Genomic DNA, 15,470 nt, shown 5'->3' with positions numbered 1-15,470 from the left:
CTGCCCCTCTCGTGGCATGATCAATTATAAGCAGTAGGTTAAGAATATTATGGCGGAAATTACAGCACAACAGGTTAAAGAACTTAGGGAAAAGACCGGCGCCGGCATGATGGATTGTAAGAGGGCGCTGACGGAAAACGCGGGGGATATAACTAAAGCGATCGAATGGTTGCGTCAAAAAGGGATTACTTCCGCCGAGAAAAAAGCTAGTCGGGTAGCGGCAGAAGGGATAATCGGCAGTTACATCCACACCGGCAGTCGCATCGGTGTGTTAGTGGAAGTGAACTGTGAAACCGATTTTGTGGCCCGTCGCGAGGAGTTCAAAAAATTGGTTAATGACGTGGCGATGCAGATTGCCGCTTGTCCTAACGTCGAATATGTAAAAGTGGCCGATATTCCCGCCGAAATCTCCGCCAAAGAAAAAGAAATTGAGATGGGACGGGACGATTTAGCCAATAAACCCGATAATATCAAAGAAAAAATCGTCGCCGGTCGCATTGAAAAACGTTTGAAAGAACTTTCTCTGCTCGATCAACCCTTTATCCGCGATCAGAACATCAGTATTGAGGAGTTGATTAAACAAGCGATCGCCGCTTTAGGAGAAAATATTCAGGTGCGTCGTTTCCAACGCTTTGTACTAGGTGAAGGGATCGAAAAAGAAGAAACGGATTTCGCCGCCGAAGTAGCCGCCCAAATGGGACAAAAAGCCCCGGAACCGGTAGCAGCAGCCCCGCAAGTGGAGGAAAAAGCCCCGGAACCGGCAGCGAAGGATAATCCGCCCGCTAAAGGCAAAAAGAAAAAGTAAGTTAAATGAAGATCAATCTGGTGGGGTGCGAGTTTCGTACCCTTTTTGTCTTCAGGGGAGTGGGGGTACTTGATCAGTTATCAGTAATCAGTCAAAAGAAAAAAGAAAGTGGCAACTAAAGCAGATTCCTTTACTGGATTCTTTGGGAACAAAAGCCTATCTTTTACCTACTTATTAAAAACTTTGTAAATAAGATTATCTTATTTGCACTGGTGGTCCCTAGAGGTTGTCGAACGGAAAAAATGCAGATTCAGGAAAAAATCACCGAAATAGCCGCTAAAACAGCGAAAGCGATCGAACTTTCTCAAAATTATTTACTTTCTACCCAATACTCTGAGGGTTACTGGTGGGCAGAATTAGAATCTAATGTCACCATCACCTCAGAAGCAATTTTACTGCACAAAATCTGGAAAACTGACAAAAATCGCCCCCTAGACAAAGCAGCCACCTATCTGCGTCAGCAACAGTGTCCTAACGGCGCTTGGGAGTTATTTTATGGGGATGGTGGCGATCTTAGCACCACTGTGGAAGCCTACATGGGGCTGCGACTATTGGGAATTCCCCTTAATGATCCTGCTTTAGAAAAAGCTAGAGAATTTATCTTAGCTAAAGGTGGCATCAGTAAAACCCGCATTTTCACCAAAATGCACCTCGCTTTGATTGGTTGTTACGATTGGCAGGGGGTTCCCTCTATCCCCGCTTGGATCATGCTACTGCCGGAAAATTTCCCTTTTACTATCTATGAAATGTCCAGTTGGGCGCGGGGAAGTACGGTTCCTTTATTAATTGTTTTTGACAAAAAACCCGTGTATAAAATGGGTTTTAATCTCGATGAACTCTATACAGAAGGGGTGAATAATGTCAAGTATGAGTTACCAAAAAATAACGATTGGTCAGATGTTTTCCTCTGGTTAGATGGGCTGTTTAAATGGGCAGAAAAAACTAATTTAGTTCCCTTCCGTCAAGAAAGTCTGAAAGCGGCGGAAAAATGGGTAATTGAACGACAGGAAGACACGGGCGATTGGGGGGGAATTATCCCAGCGATGTTAAATTCTCTGTTAGCTTTAAAAGCCCTAGGTTATGATGTTTACGATCCGATTGTTGCCCGGGGTTTAAAAGCCGTGGATAATTTTGCCATTCAGACAGACAATACCTATTGTGTACAGCCCTGTGTGTCGCCAGTTTGGGATACGGCTTGGGTAATTCGATCGCTAATTGAATCCGGGCTAAATCCTGCTCATCCAGCTATAATTAAAGCGGGACAATGGTTAATCGATCAACAAATTCTTGATTATGGCGATTGGGCGATTAAAAATAAAATCGGAACCCCCGGCGGTTGGGCTTTTGAATTTGACAATCGCTGGTACCCCGATTTAGACGATTCGGCAGTGGTGGTGATGGCTTTAGAGTTAATTAAAATGCCCGATGAAAATATTAAAAAAGGTGTGATGAAACGGGCAGTTAATTGGATGGCTACTATGCAGTGTAAAGCTGGTGGTTGGGGAGCTTTTGACATCGATAACGATCAAAACTGGCTTAATTCTTTGCCATATTCCGATCTAAAAGCAATGATCGATCCTAATACGGCTGATGTTACTGCCAGAGTTCTAGAAATGTTAGGTACTTGTGATGTTAAAATGGAGGAAAATCGAGTTAAAAAAGCGTTGGATTATCTGGAAAAAGAACAGGAGGCTGATGGTAGTTGGTTTGGTCGTTGGGGTGTAAATTATATTTATGGAACCAGTGGGGCATTATCTGCTTTGGCTTTTCTGGAACCGAATAAATATCGCCAGCAATTGCAAAAAGGAGCCAATTGGTTAAGCAGTTGTCAAAATGTTGATGGTGGTTGGGGTGAAACCTGTTTTAGTTACAATAACCCTAAATTTAAAGGACAGGGAAATAGTACCGCTTCCCAAACTGCTTGGGCATTAATCGGTTTATTAGCCGTCGGGAAAGTCACCGGCAATTATCAGCGAGAAGTGATTGAAAAGGGCGTTAACTATCTTCTTGTTACCCAAAAAGAAAATGGTACATGGGATGAAGATTACTTCACCGGTACAGGTTTTCCCTGTCATTTTTACCTGAAATATCATTTCTATCAGCAGTATTTTCCTTTACTGGCTTTGGGGCGTTATCGGGCTTTGATTTAGTCCGTTAACCTATGCGTTAAGACAGGAAATAAGCTTAACTGTCTAGCGCATTTTTTGTGACTAACTAGGAAGAAATAAATCAGGAGATATATTTAAAAAATTGGCTAATTTTTGAATGTAGACAGGAGTTAACTCTTGTTGGCCATCAAGAATGTTATCCAAGGTTGACTTGCTTTCAAAAATAGATAGCAAATCTTGCTTTTGTAGGTTTTTTTCCTCTAATATAAATTTCAACAATTCAAGTCCATAAATATCAGGTATTGGCTCTTGATTTTCCTCATAATCATAAATTAAAGACCCTAAAACATTTAGATATTCCCTTTCTTCTACCGTTAATTGGGGTTTGTCTAAAAGGCGATTAATAACCTCCTGCATCATTTCTAAGTCTTCCTCATTGTCAATAGGACGAGGAGGATATTGCTTTAATAATTCTAAGTATTTATCAGTGGCAAACATAATTTAAGTAGTCGTGCAAAATAAATTTCCTAGTGAAGAAAGGCAAAAGGCAAAAGGCAAGAGGCAAGGGGGGGTTAGATATGTGTAATTAATTTTGCTTAGGTACTTAATAATATCTATGGTTGATCGACTATTGCCTTTAGATACCTCACACCCTAATAATTAAGTATAGAATAGCCAAGTCTCCAGACTACCGCTTAACCAAAACTTCTATTATCCTGATGAGAAACCTCTATTTTCTCTTGCCCGGTACTACTTCTCCTTTTGGTGGGGGTGGACTGTGGGCAGAAATGAAAACTGTCAATTTGGCTAGTCAAATTTGTAGCGCCCAGATTGTGACTTATCGTCAAAAAGAGTTAAATTATCCTTTTTTAGAGGATATACTCGCGAAAATAAACTCAGATGACAGTATTTTTGTGGTTAGCTGGGGTTTTGATGTTCCTAAACTGGTGCAAAGATTGCGATCGCATAATATCATTTATCATGCCCATAGTACAGGTTACGGCTTCCGTTTACCATCTGAAATACCAATTATCACTGTTAGCCGTAATACTATGGGGTATTGGGGAGAAAAAGCCCCTAATGCTTTGATTTACCATCTTCCTAATCAAATTGGCTCAGAATTTCTCAATTTAGGCTTAGAAAGGGATATCGATGTCCTAGTACAGGGGCGCAAATCCTCAAAGTATCTTCTCAATCGTCTAGTTCCCGCCCTCCGTCCCCACTGTCGCGTTAAGGTTTTAGATAGCTATGTAGAGGATTTAGTGGGATTATTCAATCGCAGTCGGGTTTATCTCTACGATTCGGCTGAATATTGGGCTGTAAACGGTTTAACGGAGGGTTTTGGCTTACCGCCCCTGGAAGCTTTAGCCTGTGGTTGTACGGTATTTTCTAGCGTCAATAGCGCTCTAGCCGATTATCTCGATCCCGGTTTCAATTGTCAAAAAATCGGGGCTTATTCCACTCAATACGATCTGGAACGTATTCTTAATTATGCCCGTAATTTTCCCGTTAATTCTTTACCGGCTAATTTTCTCGATGATTATCATCCCGAAAAATTAATACCACGTTTTGAAACAATTTTAAGAGAAATTAATGATTTCTTTGATATTAAAAAACGATATCTGGCTGATATAGAAGGTTTAGAACCCCTGCGACTTAAAAAATTATGGATGCAGAGTTCTCTGGCTAAACTTAAGAAAAAACTGTTTAAGTAAAGGCATCAACTTTAAGAGTTGACAGAGAAAGACTGATCAGCTATTCAGTTATCAGTGATCAGTTATCAGTGAACAGGGATATCGGGAGAAAAAAGCTGATGGCTGACTCCCCAAAAAGAAAACTTTCTACTTCACCATTAAGATAACTGCTATATAATTATTTCTAACTCTTACCCCGAGGATATTTATGAAGCGAGGGATTTACATTACCGCTAATGATCGAGTTATCGAGCAGGCGATCGCATTAATGAATAGTATTCGTTTGTACGATCCCGATTCTCCCGTCATCTTGATTCCCTACGACAATAATTATCAAAAAATTGCCGATTTATTGTCCGAAAAATATGGCGTTATTCTCTATCCTGATCTGCAATTAGTGGAAGAATTGGCACAGAAAATCTATGATATTTTTGGAGAAAAATTCTTTGCTCGTCCTAATCAATTTCGCAAGCAGGTGTGTTGGTTTGGAGAACTAGATCAATTTCTTTATATCGATACCGATATCGTAGTTTTTGAAAAAATAATAGATAATCTAAATTTCCTCGATACCTACGATTTTCTCTGCTGTGATTATCAACACAAAAAAGGGATTACTGATGTCTTTAATCCGATTGTTTTAGAACAAGGAATCTTCACGGAAAACGATCTAACTGGAATGTTTAACGGTGGTTTTTGGGCTAGTAAAAAGAATCTATTCTCAGAACAGGAATTATATAGTGCTTTTCAAGAATGTGCCGCTCATCCAGAATATTTTGATTTTTCTCAAAAAACCTCCGATCAACCGATTATTAATTATACCATTCTCAAACGAGTTCCCAATCGATTTAATCTTGTCCGCGTCCCGGGTTGTCAAGCGGGAAATTGGGGGAGAAGTTCTCATTTTCAACGTCAGGGAAATATTTTAATCGATCCGAGATTAAATCAGCCCTTAAAATATTTACATTGGGCAGGAATTCGCATTGAACCGGGATGTCCCTACTGGGATATATGGAAATATTATCGTTATCTAGATGATCCTAATCCCCCCACAGATCCGCCAGCAAGCAAACCAAAAAATCGGTTTCAGAAATTATTAGATAAAATCAAATTATAGGTTTGATTTTTCCTCTCGCACCATTTAAGATAACTGCTGCAATTTAACTCCAATCCTGTTGCTCCTCGCTTTGGCGAATTTGATACACTTGTCCGTGACTGTGCAGTTGTCGAGTTTTTGCCCATAAACTAGCTTCATCTAACTGCCATTTTTCTAGGATTAAATCTAAATCTCTTTGGATTTCTCTTGCCCCCGGAAAGTTTTGATAACGTATGCGTAAACGAGCGCATTCAGCTAAGTTTAAATCATTGGGTTCTGATTGCAGCAGCTGATCAACAATCGGGCGATCGAGTCTTTCCTGTGGATGTTGTTGTTCTTGATTTTTACTAGCCATAATTAATCGAACCAACCGATTTCGGAATCCGTTAACTCTGTGGGGGTAGGATTGGGGGCAATATAACGGGCTAAAGTGGCCATTTCAAAGTTATAAAGACTGGGTTTCTTAGGCACAGGTTTGGTAATTGCTGACGGTTCAGGGGTGGGGGTGGGACTATTTTCTAGGGTTTTAATTTGATTATATAATTTTTCAATTAACTGTTTTTTATCAGTCACTTCTGTTTCTGTCTTGCTTAATTGACTCGATAATTTTTCAATTAACTGTTTTTTATCAGTCACTTCTGTTTCTGTCTTGCTTAATTGACTCGATAATTTTTCAATTAACTGTTTTTTCTCGGTTAATTCCGTCTGGGATTGACTTAATTGACTCGATAATTGTGCCACCAAAGTAGTTTTTTCCGAGAGGACAGATTCTAACTGCTCAGTCTGTTGTTGTAACTGCTGTAAACTGACAGAGAGTTCCCGATGTTCTTTAAGTTCTTCTTCCAGAGAAATAACTTTTTCTTGGAGAGTTTGCCCATTTTTCTCGGTTTTTTCTAACTCTGCCGTCAAGTCGTTAATTTTTGCCTGTAGGGTGGCGTTTGTTTCCTTAGAACGTTTGGGAGAAGGAGAGGGTTGGGATTCTACCTCTTTATTAGCTTCTTTACGGATGAGATCGTTTAAATTACCTTTAGTCATAAGCTCTGCAAATAGGATATTACGATAGAGTCGGATACTGTCCAGAAATCTGTTGGTTTAGGCAATCGATAATTATTACCCCGATATACAAGCTTGATTACGCTGGGGAATTGTTCCATAGGTTTTATTTTATAGCTTTAGGTCGATCGATCCCTGTCCATTTAAAGAATGAGAACAAATACCTAAATCTCAGTTTCACTAATAAGATTCTAAATTTTTCTGTAGTTAATGATACAGAATAGTAAATTTGTGTCAGACTGAAGGTAGAAGTTGATCGCACCTGTGGCAAGGATAAATTTATGAATATTGAAGAAAAAGCACGTCTTAATTTAACCCAAGAACGACAAGCAGAAGGAATGCTCGAAGAAAATGTCTTAACTCGTACAGGGGAGCTTTTGGGGGAAGGAGAGGCAGAAACTGCGAAAGCACGGGTTTTGTTAACTGAAAATCGCCAAGAAGAAGAAAAACGTCAAGATCAAATTTTAGAACGTTCGATCGAAGCTATGCAATAGCCTTGAGGAGATTGGTGAAGACTGGCAATATCCACAAAAGTTATAGATGAATATCTCTAGAGACGTGGTTGACTGCGTCTCTAGAGATATTCCCGATAACTAATCACTGTTAAACTAATCACTGTTCACGCTCTGGACAGTGAGAAAATGCAGATCCGAAGAAAACACCCCAATCCTGCCGTCAAAGTTGAGAGTTTGAGTTATGTGGTGAAAGTGCCAGAGGCACAACCACAAAATATTTTAGAAGAAATCGTTTGGCATAAGGAGATCGAAGTCGATAAATTGCGCGAGCGGTTGCCTTTATTGGAATTACGCAAAAAAATAGCCAATACTGCGCCACCTTGCGACTTTTTAGCCGCCTTAAAACAGGGTAAAACCCAACCCGCTTTGATTGCCGAAGTGAAAAAAGCTTCCCCTAGCAAGGGAGTCATCCGCGAAGATTTTGATCCTGTAGCGATCGCCCGTACCTATGAACAGGGAGGGGCCACTTGTTTATCGGTTTTAACCGATAGTAAGTTTTTTCAAGGTAGTTACGAAAATCTTAGCCTCGTCCGGCAAGCGGTATCTTTACCCCTATTATGCAAGGAATTTATCCTTTATCCCTATCAAATCTACTACGCTCGCTCTCAAGGAGCCGATGCTGTCCTTTTAATTGCCGCTATTTTAAGCGATCAAGACATAGCATATTTTGTCAAAATTGTCAAGGGTTTAGGGATGACAGCTTTGGTAGAGGTGCATAGTCTGGCCGAATTCGATCGAGTGTTAGCCATTGAGGGAATCGAACTAATCGGCATTAATAACCGCAATTTAGAGACATTTAAAGTCGATTTAGACAATACTCGCCAATTACTAGAAGCCAGGGGCGAAAAGGTGCGAGAAAAAGGTATTCTGATCGTCAGCGAATCGGGATTACACACAGCAACAGATGTGGCGAAAGTGAAGCAAGCGGGAGCAAATGCGGTTCTAATCGGCGAATCTTTGGTAAAACTGCCCGATCCTGCCGCAGGTATCCAAAAACTCTTTGAAAATCTCGGTTAGGGGTTTTTCAGTCATCAGTTATCAGTTATGGTTCTTCGGTTTGTGCTATGCAATGGACGGGGTTATAAGGGATGAAACCCTTATAGAAAAAGACATTTAGCGATTTTTGTCAATTGTTTTCGCTCTAGAAGGAACTAATCAATAGAACTCTTGCCAGATAAGGATTTAGTCGATTTATGCCACCCTATCGAACCATAGCAAGTTCAGTGATCAGTAAACAGTAAACAGTAATCAGTGAACTGAAAACTCACATCTGATAACTGATAACTGCTAACTGATCACTGATAACTGACAAGGCTATCTGCCGGGATATAATCAGAGTTTGCCAAATCTTAAATCAACCCCTCAGAATTGATGCGATCGAGATTTGGTTTTTTATCTTTGTTAAATATGGCCCAACGAGAGAGGACGAACCATGGAAAATAAAAATATGTTGATGATTCCCGGCCCCACACCAGTGCCGGAAGCGGTATTATTGGCTATGGCTAAAGCACCGATAGGTCATCGGACGGGTGCTTTTAGCAAGGTAATCGCCGAATTAACCGAAAATCTCAAATGGTTGCATCAAACCAGTGGCGATGTTTTAATGTTAACCGCTTCGGGAACCGGTGTCATGGAAGCGGGAATTATTAATTTTCTCAGCCCCGGCGATCGAGTTTTGGTGGGGGATAATGGTAAATTTGGGGAACGTTGGGCGAAAGTGGCGAAAGCCTACGGCTTAAATGTGGATATCATTAAGGCAGAATGGGGTAAACCCCTAGATCACGAGGCATTCACTGCTAAACTGACCGAAGACAAGGAAAAAGCCATCAAAGCGGTAATTATCACCCATTCGGAAACTTCCACCGGGGTCCTCAATGACTTGGAAAGCATTAACAAAGCGGTAAAAAACCACGGGGAAGCTTTAATCATCGTCGATGCCGTCACCAGTTTAGGGGCTTATCATATTCCCATCGACGAATGGGGTTTAGATGTGGTCGGTTCTGGTTCCCAGAAAGGTTATATGATTCCTCCCGGTTTAGGTTTTGTTTCCGTAAGTCAAAAAGCTTGGAAAGCCTACGAAACCGCCAAACTGCCCCGTTTTTATCTAGATTTGGGCAAATACAAAAAAGCCACCGATGAGGATAGTTCCCCCTTTACCCCTCCAGTTAACCTGATGTACGGTTTACAAGCTTCTCTGCAAATGATGAGAAGAGAGGGATTAGCGGCAATTTTCGCCCGTCACCAACGCTTAACGAAGATGACGCGGGCCGGTATGCAGGCCCTGAATTTGCCCCTCTACGCGGCGGATTCCTGCGCTTCCACGGCGATTACTGCGGTGGCCCCCACTCTAGTAGATGCGGAAAAAATTCGTTCGACTCTCAATAAAAAGTTCGACATCGCTGTGGCTGGTGGTCAGGATCACCTCAAGGGTAAAATCTTCCGTATCGGTCATTTAGGTTTTGCCAGTGAGAGGGATATCCTCACGGTTATCGCTGCCATTGAAGCGACTTTAATCGAGTTAGGTGTCGAAGGTGTCACCCCCGGCGCCGGTGTGGCTGCGGCTGCCTCTGTGATGGTGCAGGGTTAATCTTGGGTTGGCTTTTCCCCTTCTCCCCAAAGAGGGGGATTTTTGGCTCTCTTAGGTTTGGTGGGTAAAATGTATTCTAAGATACAGTCTTCCGGGCAAGTGAGTGGAAAGAACCACAGAGACACAAAGGACACAAAGACTGATCGCTACTATATAAGTTAAACTTATCATACAAAGAATAAGAGAGCCAAAAACCTTGCATTATCATTATTTGGTACAAAAAAAGAGGGCAACAAAGCCTGAAACGACCGGCTACTGACTCCTGACTCCTGACTCCTTACCCCACAGTTAACTTTACTTTTGTCCAACTACTTAATCCCACTTGACCGTTTACTTTTGACTTGATTGCGGGCCAATTTGGGGCAAATGCAAAGCTGGATCCTGCGCTGTCCAACCGACGGGAGTATCTAAGCGCACCTCAAAATGAAGATGGGGGGGAATAATATCCGGTTGTCCCGTGGTCCCAACCGCACCGATAACGTCTCCTGCTCGTACCCGTTGGTCAATTCTCACTGTAACCCTGCTTAAATGGGCATAACGGGTCTGCCGGCGACCTAAATGATTAATCACTACCAAATTACCATAGGCCCCTTCCTGACCCACATAAATCACTAGACCATCCTCGGCAGCTAAAACATTTGTACCAATAGGGGAAAGAACATCAATACCACTATGAAAGAGATTTTTCTGTTCCGTGGGGCTTTTTTGCCAACCGTAGGCTAATCCGACGGTACTGGCCAAGGGTAAGGGATAAGAACTTAATCCAGTATAATCCGAGCGCTTGCCGGCGGCAGACCAATTGGTGCCGGGGATAAAAACTATTGTCGGCCGACGACCACAACCGTTAAGCTCAAAGAGTATATCAGCACGAATACCTGATGCTGCTTCTAAATCTCGCCAAGTGGAACCCTTGGGTGCTTCGATGCGAATGCCGTTTATGGGGGGAATGAAGATTTCTTGACCGACGGGGGCCAAACCATTTTTGAGAATAGTCGGATTGAGTTTAATTATCGTTGCCGGGATAAGAGCGTATTTTTCGGCGATGGAGGCGATTGTTTCTCCCGCTTGGATTTTATGGCGTTGTAACCTTGATAAAATCGGCAGGGGACAAACATTATCAGACCCTTGGGCAAAAATTAATTTTTGATTTAAGCCCAAAAAACCTAGACAAAAAAACAAAATTGTGCTAGTGAAACTTAGCCAAATTTTCTCACGTTTGATTCTCCGACCCATGACCATAAAAAAAGCGATTTCTTAATTACAAAACCCGGAGAATACTGGGAATACTGTCAATAGCTTCTAAAGACTCTATTGCCACTAAAGCGTTGCGGAAATTGCCCTCGCGCACATCGTGGGTGACAACGACAATTTCGGCTAAATCACCCCTAATACCAATTTGTACCACGGATTCTAGACTAACCCCATGGTCGCCGAAAGCCATACCTAAATGACCGATGACCCCCGGCACATCGCGACAGAGAAAACGAGCATAAAAACGGGTCGATAAATCCTCCATCGGGGCGATTTGACAATAATGCTGGTGAACACAGCTTAAAAGCGGGTCAAGTTCCTTGGTTTTGCCACTACTTTTTAAAATTCCGACGATATTCATCACATCCGATACTACCGCGCTGGCCGTCGGTCCGCTACCGGCACCCGGTCCATAAAACATCACTTGTCCCAAGGGTTCCCCCTCGACGAGAATAGCGTTATAGACTCCGTTAGCATTAGCGAGGGGATGGTTTTTCGGTACTAGGGTTGGATGAACCCGCAACTCTAGGGTATCGGAATCCTCCTTAACCGTATCTTTCGCAATCGCTAATAATTTAATCACAAATCCCAGTCTATCAGCGTAGGCGATATCGACGGCGCTAACTTGTCGGATACCTTCACAGTAAACATCTTCCCGTTTTACCCGACCTCCAAAACCCAAAGAAGCTAAAATGGCGATTTTATCGGCCGCGTCGAATCCATCCACGTCCGCAGTGGGATCCGCTTCTGCATAGCCTAATTCCTGCGCTTTGGCCAGCACTTCGCTAAAATCTGCCCCTTTTTGGCTCATTTCCGTGAGAATATAGTTAGTTGTGCCGTTGACAATTCCCATGATGCTGCTGATACGATTAGCGCCGAGGGATTGTTTCAAGGGTTTAATGACGGGAATGCCACCACCCACGGCCGCTTCTAGAAGGACATAAACCCCTTTTTCGTTGGCCTTTGCGTAGATTTCGTCACCAAAACGGGCAATAACCGCCTTATTTGCCGTAACAACGTGCTTTCCCGATGCGATTGCCTGGAGAATTAAAGAGCGTGCTGGTTCCAAACCCCCCAATAATTCGACAATAATATCAATTTCGGGGTCAGTAACGATCGATTCTAGGTCAGTGGTCAACAGTTGGGGGGAAAGCTCGATTTCTCTCGGTTTATCTAGGGATCTAACTCCCACTCGTCCAATGGTAATCTCTTTGAGTACGGGATGACGACCAAAAGGATCGAGGAGGATTTTCGCTGTTCCCGTCCCCACAACCCCGAAACCGAGTAAACCAATCTTAAAGGTCACGCTTTTATCTCCTGCTAGTCCGACGCAAAAAATACTAATGGCCAAGCCCTCGCCATTGTCGATTTTATCATTACAAGGTCTTTGTCTGTGGGGTTTTCTTTTGCTTCCCCTAGGCCACTAACACAGCTTAAATGGTGGGAGTTAGCCAATTTTCAGCCCGCGAATCGCATAATCTAATAATTCGATAGGATGAATAACGGGTGTATCTTTTCCCTGTAATTGTAAATGTTTTTTAATTTGTAGGGAACAACCCGGATTAGGAGAAGCAATCACCGCAGCCCCAGTATTTAATAAATTGCGTACTTTCTGCTGACCTAATTGATCGGCAGTATCTGGCTGTAGCATATTATAAACTCCGGCACTACCACAACACAAGGCCGCATCGATAGGTTCTTTTAAGTTAATATTGGGGATTTTTTGCAATAATTGTCGTGGCTGCACCGAGATTTTTTGTCCGTGTAAAAGATGACAGGCATCTTGATAAACTAGGGTTAATTCTGTCTCGGTAATCGGCGATAAATCAGCAGTTAACCCCACTGCATCTAAAAATTCTTGAGCATCGCGTACTTTAGCCACAAACTCCTTAGCCTTATCTTTATATTCAGGATCATCGGCTAAAATATGATGATATTCCTTGAGAGTGTGACCACAACCCGCCGCATTGATAATAATATAATCGACCTCGGTTGCTGCGAAACTATCTATCATTTGTCTGGCTAAACTTTGCGCTTGTTTCTCCTGTCCTTGGTGTGCGGGTAAAGCGGCACAACAACCCTGGGTTTTTGGGATAACCACTTCACAACCATTAGCAGTTAAAACCCGCACTGTTGCTTCATTTACCGGCGAGAAAAAGAGTCTCTGCACACAACCTAAAACTACTCCCACCCGATAGCGTTTTTCCGTTTGGGAGGGAATAACATCGGCATAGTTTTTAAACAGAGAATTTAGAGTAATTTGGGGTAAAATTGATTCCATGGCCGCTAGACGGGGAAAGAGCATTTTTAAGATACCCGATTTCCTGACTAGGGTTTGTAATCCCAGGGTTTGATATAACCAGAGGAAGGGTAAAAATAATTTGAGACGGACGGGATAGGGAAAGAGATTAAAAATGAGAAAACGAATAATTTTATCTTTAAAACTGCGGGGTTGATTGCGTTCCACTTGCGGACGAACTGCGGCGATTAATTGATCGTATTGTACTCCCGATGGACAGGTACTAACACAGGCTAAACAGCCTAAACAAGTATCAAAATGTTGGCTAGTGGTTTCGTCTAAAACTGCTTCCCCTTTATTGATGGCATTCATCAGATAAATTCTGCCCCGGGGGGAGTCCATTTCTTTGCCAATGACTCGATAACTGGGACAGGTAGATAGACAAAAACCACAGTGAACACAACTATCGATTAATTCTTGAGCGGGGGGATTCTTGGGGTCAAATCCTTGATTTTTTTGGTCGATTAATTCTTGAAAGTTAACGGAATGTTCGGAGGTTTGCATGATTTTAAATTAGATTTTGTTAAGAAAGCGTTTAGGACTAAAAATACCTTGAGGATCGAATTTAGTTTTTAGGGTTTTCATCGTGGTAATTGCGTTACCTGTATAACCCCAAGGTTCAATTTTTTCTTTTAGCGATGGAGGCGCAGTTAACACCGTTAAATAACCCTGATTGGCGCTGCATAAAGAGCGAATTTTGTCAAGATTTTCCTCCGATTTTAAGATAACTTTACCCACCCCACTACTAATATTAATCGAGGCTAGTCCGTTAATTTGGTCGATAACTAGAGCTAAATTGCTGGGTAATAATCCTATTTTGCCGAAAAAATTGCCCTCTTGGTCATAATTATCCATTGTTTTTCGGTATCTTTGCCATAGAGAAATTTCTTCCTCATCCCGATAATAATTAGTCTGACAATCTAACTGTTGTCCTAAATAACTCACCTGTTGCGATTGTTCGCTAATACTTTCGGGAATGCTTTGAAAACGCAGCAGTAAAGCGACTTTTTCCCCTAATCCTAGTGCTTGCGTCATCTCTGGGTTTAAACATTCAGCCACGGTGGGAGTTAAGGACGATTGCCGAATAAATTGACTCAATTTGCTAATATTTTCGCTATTTCCTCTAATTATCAGGGTTTCTGAGTTAGCAGTTTCGGGATAGAGTCGTAGGGTAATTTGATCGATAATCCCTAAAGTGCCGTAGGAACCCGTAAATAGCTTCATCATGTCGTATCCCGCCACATTTTTGACCACACGCCCTCCAGCTTTAGCAATCTCGCCATCGTGACGGATAAAGGAGAATCCTAGGATCAGATCCCGGACACCACCGTATCTTTGCCGCCATGTTCCCGCATCGGCCGTGGCCATAATACCGCCAATCGTGGCATTATGGGCATAACTGGGATCTAGAGGAATAAATTGACCGCTAGGAGCCAAAAAAGCCTGTAAATCTGCTAGTTTAAGCCCAGCTTCCACGGTTATAGTTAAATCTCCCCTAGCATGGTCAATAATCCGGTTGAGATTTTGGGTACTGACTAAAATATCCGGCGACTCGACTAATCCACCCCAATCTAATTTACTGCCTTGACCGTAGGCCAATAAAGACAGACGATTTTCGTTGGCAAAACGCACCAGAGAGGCTAAAGCGGCCGTATTAGCGGGATAAACTAGAATTTCAGGACTTTTGCCCCTAATTGCCCTTGATAATCTTTCTTGTTCCTCTTTTGGCACTTGTGGCCAGGCAATAACCGTCGTGTCGGGGGGTAAAATAGAAGTTATCTGGGCAGCAATCGCAGTCATATTTGAGAAAAGAATTGAGGAGTGAGGAGTCAGGACTTACCGGCCGATAATGGCGAAGAATGGGGTTAATGCTGGGGCTAATCGGTAATTTTGGGCCTCTGTTAATCAGATTACCTTAGTTTGGCTCCCCATCTCCGATGTCAGGCAATTCTAGCCATACTGAAGCACAAAGAAGTCAGCTAATAACTAAGGGACTTGCGTGGGAATAATATCCCAATCGATCGGAGGGCGCAAGCTTTGCGCCCCTACAGTAACGGATTTTGTC

At 42.4% G+C, this 15,470-nt stretch carries 14 protein-coding genes; 7 read left to right on the top strand and 7 right to left on the bottom strand.

Annotated features, from left to right (window positions below; translation table 11 throughout):
- Positions 1 to 49: 49 nt before the first annotated feature.
- A complete protein-coding gene (gene tsf / locus myaer_RS16765; protein WP_046662924.1) occupies positions 50 to 805 on the top strand; it encodes a translation elongation factor Ts in 756 nt (251 codons plus the stop codon).
- A gap of 242 nt (positions 806 to 1,047) precedes the next feature.
- Entirely contained in the window at positions 1,048 to 2,955 is a 1,908-nt protein-coding gene (gene shc / locus myaer_RS16760) for a squalene--hopene cyclase (protein WP_046662923.1), read from the top strand.
- A 60-nt stretch (positions 2,956 to 3,015) separates the two neighbouring features.
- Here the strand turns inward: shc and myaer_RS16755 are convergent, their stop codons facing one another.
- Positions 3,016 to 3,411 carry a helix-turn-helix domain-containing protein gene (locus myaer_RS16755; RefSeq protein WP_046662922.1) on the bottom strand — a complete coding sequence of 132 codons (396 nt, stop codon included), beginning with the start codon at positions 3,409 to 3,411 and terminating at the stop codon, positions 3,016 to 3,018.
- A gap of 221 nt (positions 3,412 to 3,632) precedes the next feature.
- Between myaer_RS16755 and myaer_RS16750 the strand changes: the two genes are divergently transcribed.
- A complete protein-coding gene (locus myaer_RS16750) occupies positions 3,633 to 4,628 on the top strand; it encodes a glycosyltransferase (protein WP_046662921.1) in 996 nt (331 codons plus the stop codon).
- Between the two features lie 187 nt (positions 4,629 to 4,815).
- Positions 4,816 to 5,721, top strand: a complete 906-nt coding sequence (locus myaer_RS16745; protein WP_046662920.1) for an Npun_R2821/Npun_R2822 family protein — start codon at positions 4,816 to 4,818, stop codon at positions 5,719 to 5,721.
- A gap of 43 nt (positions 5,722 to 5,764) precedes the next feature.
- Here myaer_RS16745 and myaer_RS16740 read toward each other — a convergent pair whose 3' ends face one another.
- Both myaer_RS16740 and myaer_RS16735 read right to left on the bottom strand, forming a co-directional pair.
- Positions 5,765 to 6,055 carry a DUF3288 family protein gene (locus tag myaer_RS16740; RefSeq protein ID WP_046662919.1) on the bottom strand — a complete coding sequence of 97 codons (291 nt, stop codon included), beginning with the start codon at positions 6,053 to 6,055 and terminating at the stop codon, positions 5,765 to 5,767.
- Between the two features lie 2 nt (positions 6,056 to 6,057).
- A complete protein-coding gene (locus myaer_RS16735) occupies positions 6,058 to 6,735 on the bottom strand; it encodes a hypothetical protein (protein WP_046662918.1) in 678 nt (225 codons plus the stop codon).
- A 299-nt stretch (positions 6,736 to 7,034) separates the two neighbouring features.
- Here myaer_RS16735 and myaer_RS16730 point away from each other — a divergent pair, with 299 nt between their 5' ends.
- The 3 genes from myaer_RS16730 (at position 7,035) to myaer_RS16720 (ending at position 9,855) form a co-directional block, all read left to right on the top strand.
- Positions 7,035 to 7,247, top strand: coding sequence for a hypothetical protein (locus myaer_RS16730; RefSeq protein WP_046662917.1), 213 nt, complete (start codon positions 7,035 to 7,037; stop codon positions 7,245 to 7,247).
- Between the two features lie 147 nt (positions 7,248 to 7,394).
- Complete coding sequence (trpC, locus tag myaer_RS16725; protein WP_046662916.1) at positions 7,395 to 8,285, top strand: indole-3-glycerol phosphate synthase TrpC; 891 nt, start codon at positions 7,395 to 7,397, stop codon at positions 8,283 to 8,285.
- A 415-nt stretch (positions 8,286 to 8,700) separates the two neighbouring features.
- Complete coding sequence (locus myaer_RS16720) at positions 8,701 to 9,855, top strand: pyridoxal-phosphate-dependent aminotransferase family protein (RefSeq protein WP_046662915.1); 1,155 nt, start codon at positions 8,701 to 8,703, stop codon at positions 9,853 to 9,855.
- A 330-nt stretch (positions 9,856 to 10,185) separates the two neighbouring features.
- On the opposite strand, the gene myaer_RS16715 is transcribed toward myaer_RS16720, so the two are convergent.
- From myaer_RS16715 to myaer_RS16700, 4 genes are all read right to left on the bottom strand, one after another.
- On the bottom strand, positions 10,186 to 11,094 hold the full coding sequence (locus tag myaer_RS16715; RefSeq protein WP_046662914.1) for a LysM peptidoglycan-binding domain-containing M23 family metallopeptidase: 909 nt from the start codon (positions 11,092 to 11,094) through the stop codon (positions 10,186 to 10,188).
- A 19-nt stretch (positions 11,095 to 11,113) separates the two neighbouring features.
- Entirely contained in the window at positions 11,114 to 12,412 is a 1,299-nt protein-coding gene (locus myaer_RS16710; RefSeq protein WP_046663819.1) for a homoserine dehydrogenase, read from the bottom strand.
- 141 nt (positions 12,413 to 12,553) lie between these two features.
- On the bottom strand, positions 12,554 to 13,909 hold the full coding sequence (locus tag myaer_RS16705; RefSeq protein ID WP_046662913.1) for a (Fe-S)-binding protein: 1,356 nt from the start codon (positions 13,907 to 13,909) through the stop codon (positions 12,554 to 12,556).
- A gap of 9 nt (positions 13,910 to 13,918) precedes the next feature.
- The gene (locus tag myaer_RS16700; protein ID WP_046662912.1) at positions 13,919 to 15,205 is read right to left on the bottom strand and encodes an FAD-binding oxidoreductase; all 1,287 of its coding nucleotides are present in this window, start codon (positions 15,203 to 15,205) and stop codon (positions 13,919 to 13,921) included.
- Positions 15,206 to 15,470: the final 265 nt, after the last annotated feature.

This window comes from Microcystis aeruginosa NIES-2549 (assembly GCF_000981785.2).
Classification (GTDB): domain Bacteria; phylum Cyanobacteriota; class Cyanobacteriia; order Cyanobacteriales; family Microcystaceae; genus Microcystis; species Microcystis aeruginosa_C.
The sequence above is the reverse complement of the archived record's forward strand: the minus strand, read 5'-3'. Positions and strand labels throughout refer to the sequence as shown.

What these genes read in the sequence shown, in the direction of transcription:
- tsf (WP_046662924.1), top strand. Translation starts at nt 50, where the DNA reads ATGGCGGAAATTACAGCACAACAGGTTAAAGAACTTAGGGAAAAGACC.
- shc (WP_046662923.1), top strand. Translation starts at nt 1,048, where the DNA reads ATGCAGATTCAGGAAAAAATCACCGAAATAGCCGCTAAAACAGCGAAA.
- myaer_RS16755 (WP_046662922.1), bottom strand. Translation starts at nt 3,411, where the DNA reads ATGTTTGCCACTGATAAATACTTAGAATTATTAAAGCAATATCCTCCT.
- myaer_RS16750 (WP_046662921.1), top strand. Translation starts at nt 3,633, where the DNA reads ATGAGAAACCTCTATTTTCTCTTGCCCGGTACTACTTCTCCTTTTGGT.
- myaer_RS16745 (WP_046662920.1), top strand. Translation starts at nt 4,816, where the DNA reads ATGAAGCGAGGGATTTACATTACCGCTAATGATCGAGTTATCGAGCAG.
- myaer_RS16740 (WP_046662919.1), bottom strand. Translation starts at nt 6,055, where the DNA reads ATGGCTAGTAAAAATCAAGAACAACAACATCCACAGGAAAGACTCGAT.
- myaer_RS16735 (WP_046662918.1), bottom strand. Translation starts at nt 6,735, where the DNA reads ATGACTAAAGGTAATTTAAACGATCTCATCCGTAAAGAAGCTAATAAA.
- myaer_RS16730 (WP_046662917.1), top strand. Translation starts at nt 7,035, where the DNA reads ATGAATATTGAAGAAAAAGCACGTCTTAATTTAACCCAAGAACGACAA.
- trpC (WP_046662916.1), top strand. Translation starts at nt 7,395, where the DNA reads ATGCAGATCCGAAGAAAACACCCCAATCCTGCCGTCAAAGTTGAGAGT.
- myaer_RS16720 (WP_046662915.1), top strand. Translation starts at nt 8,701, where the DNA reads ATGGAAAATAAAAATATGTTGATGATTCCCGGCCCCACACCAGTGCCG.
- myaer_RS16715 (WP_046662914.1), bottom strand. Translation starts at nt 11,094, where the DNA reads ATGGTCATGGGTCGGAGAATCAAACGTGAGAAAATTTGGCTAAGTTTC.
- myaer_RS16705 (WP_046662913.1), bottom strand. Translation starts at nt 13,909, where the DNA reads ATGCAAACCTCCGAACATTCCGTTAACTTTCAAGAATTAATCGACCAA.
- myaer_RS16700 (WP_046662912.1), bottom strand. Translation starts at nt 15,205, where the DNA reads ATGACTGCGATTGCTGCCCAGATAACTTCTATTTTACCCCCCGACACG.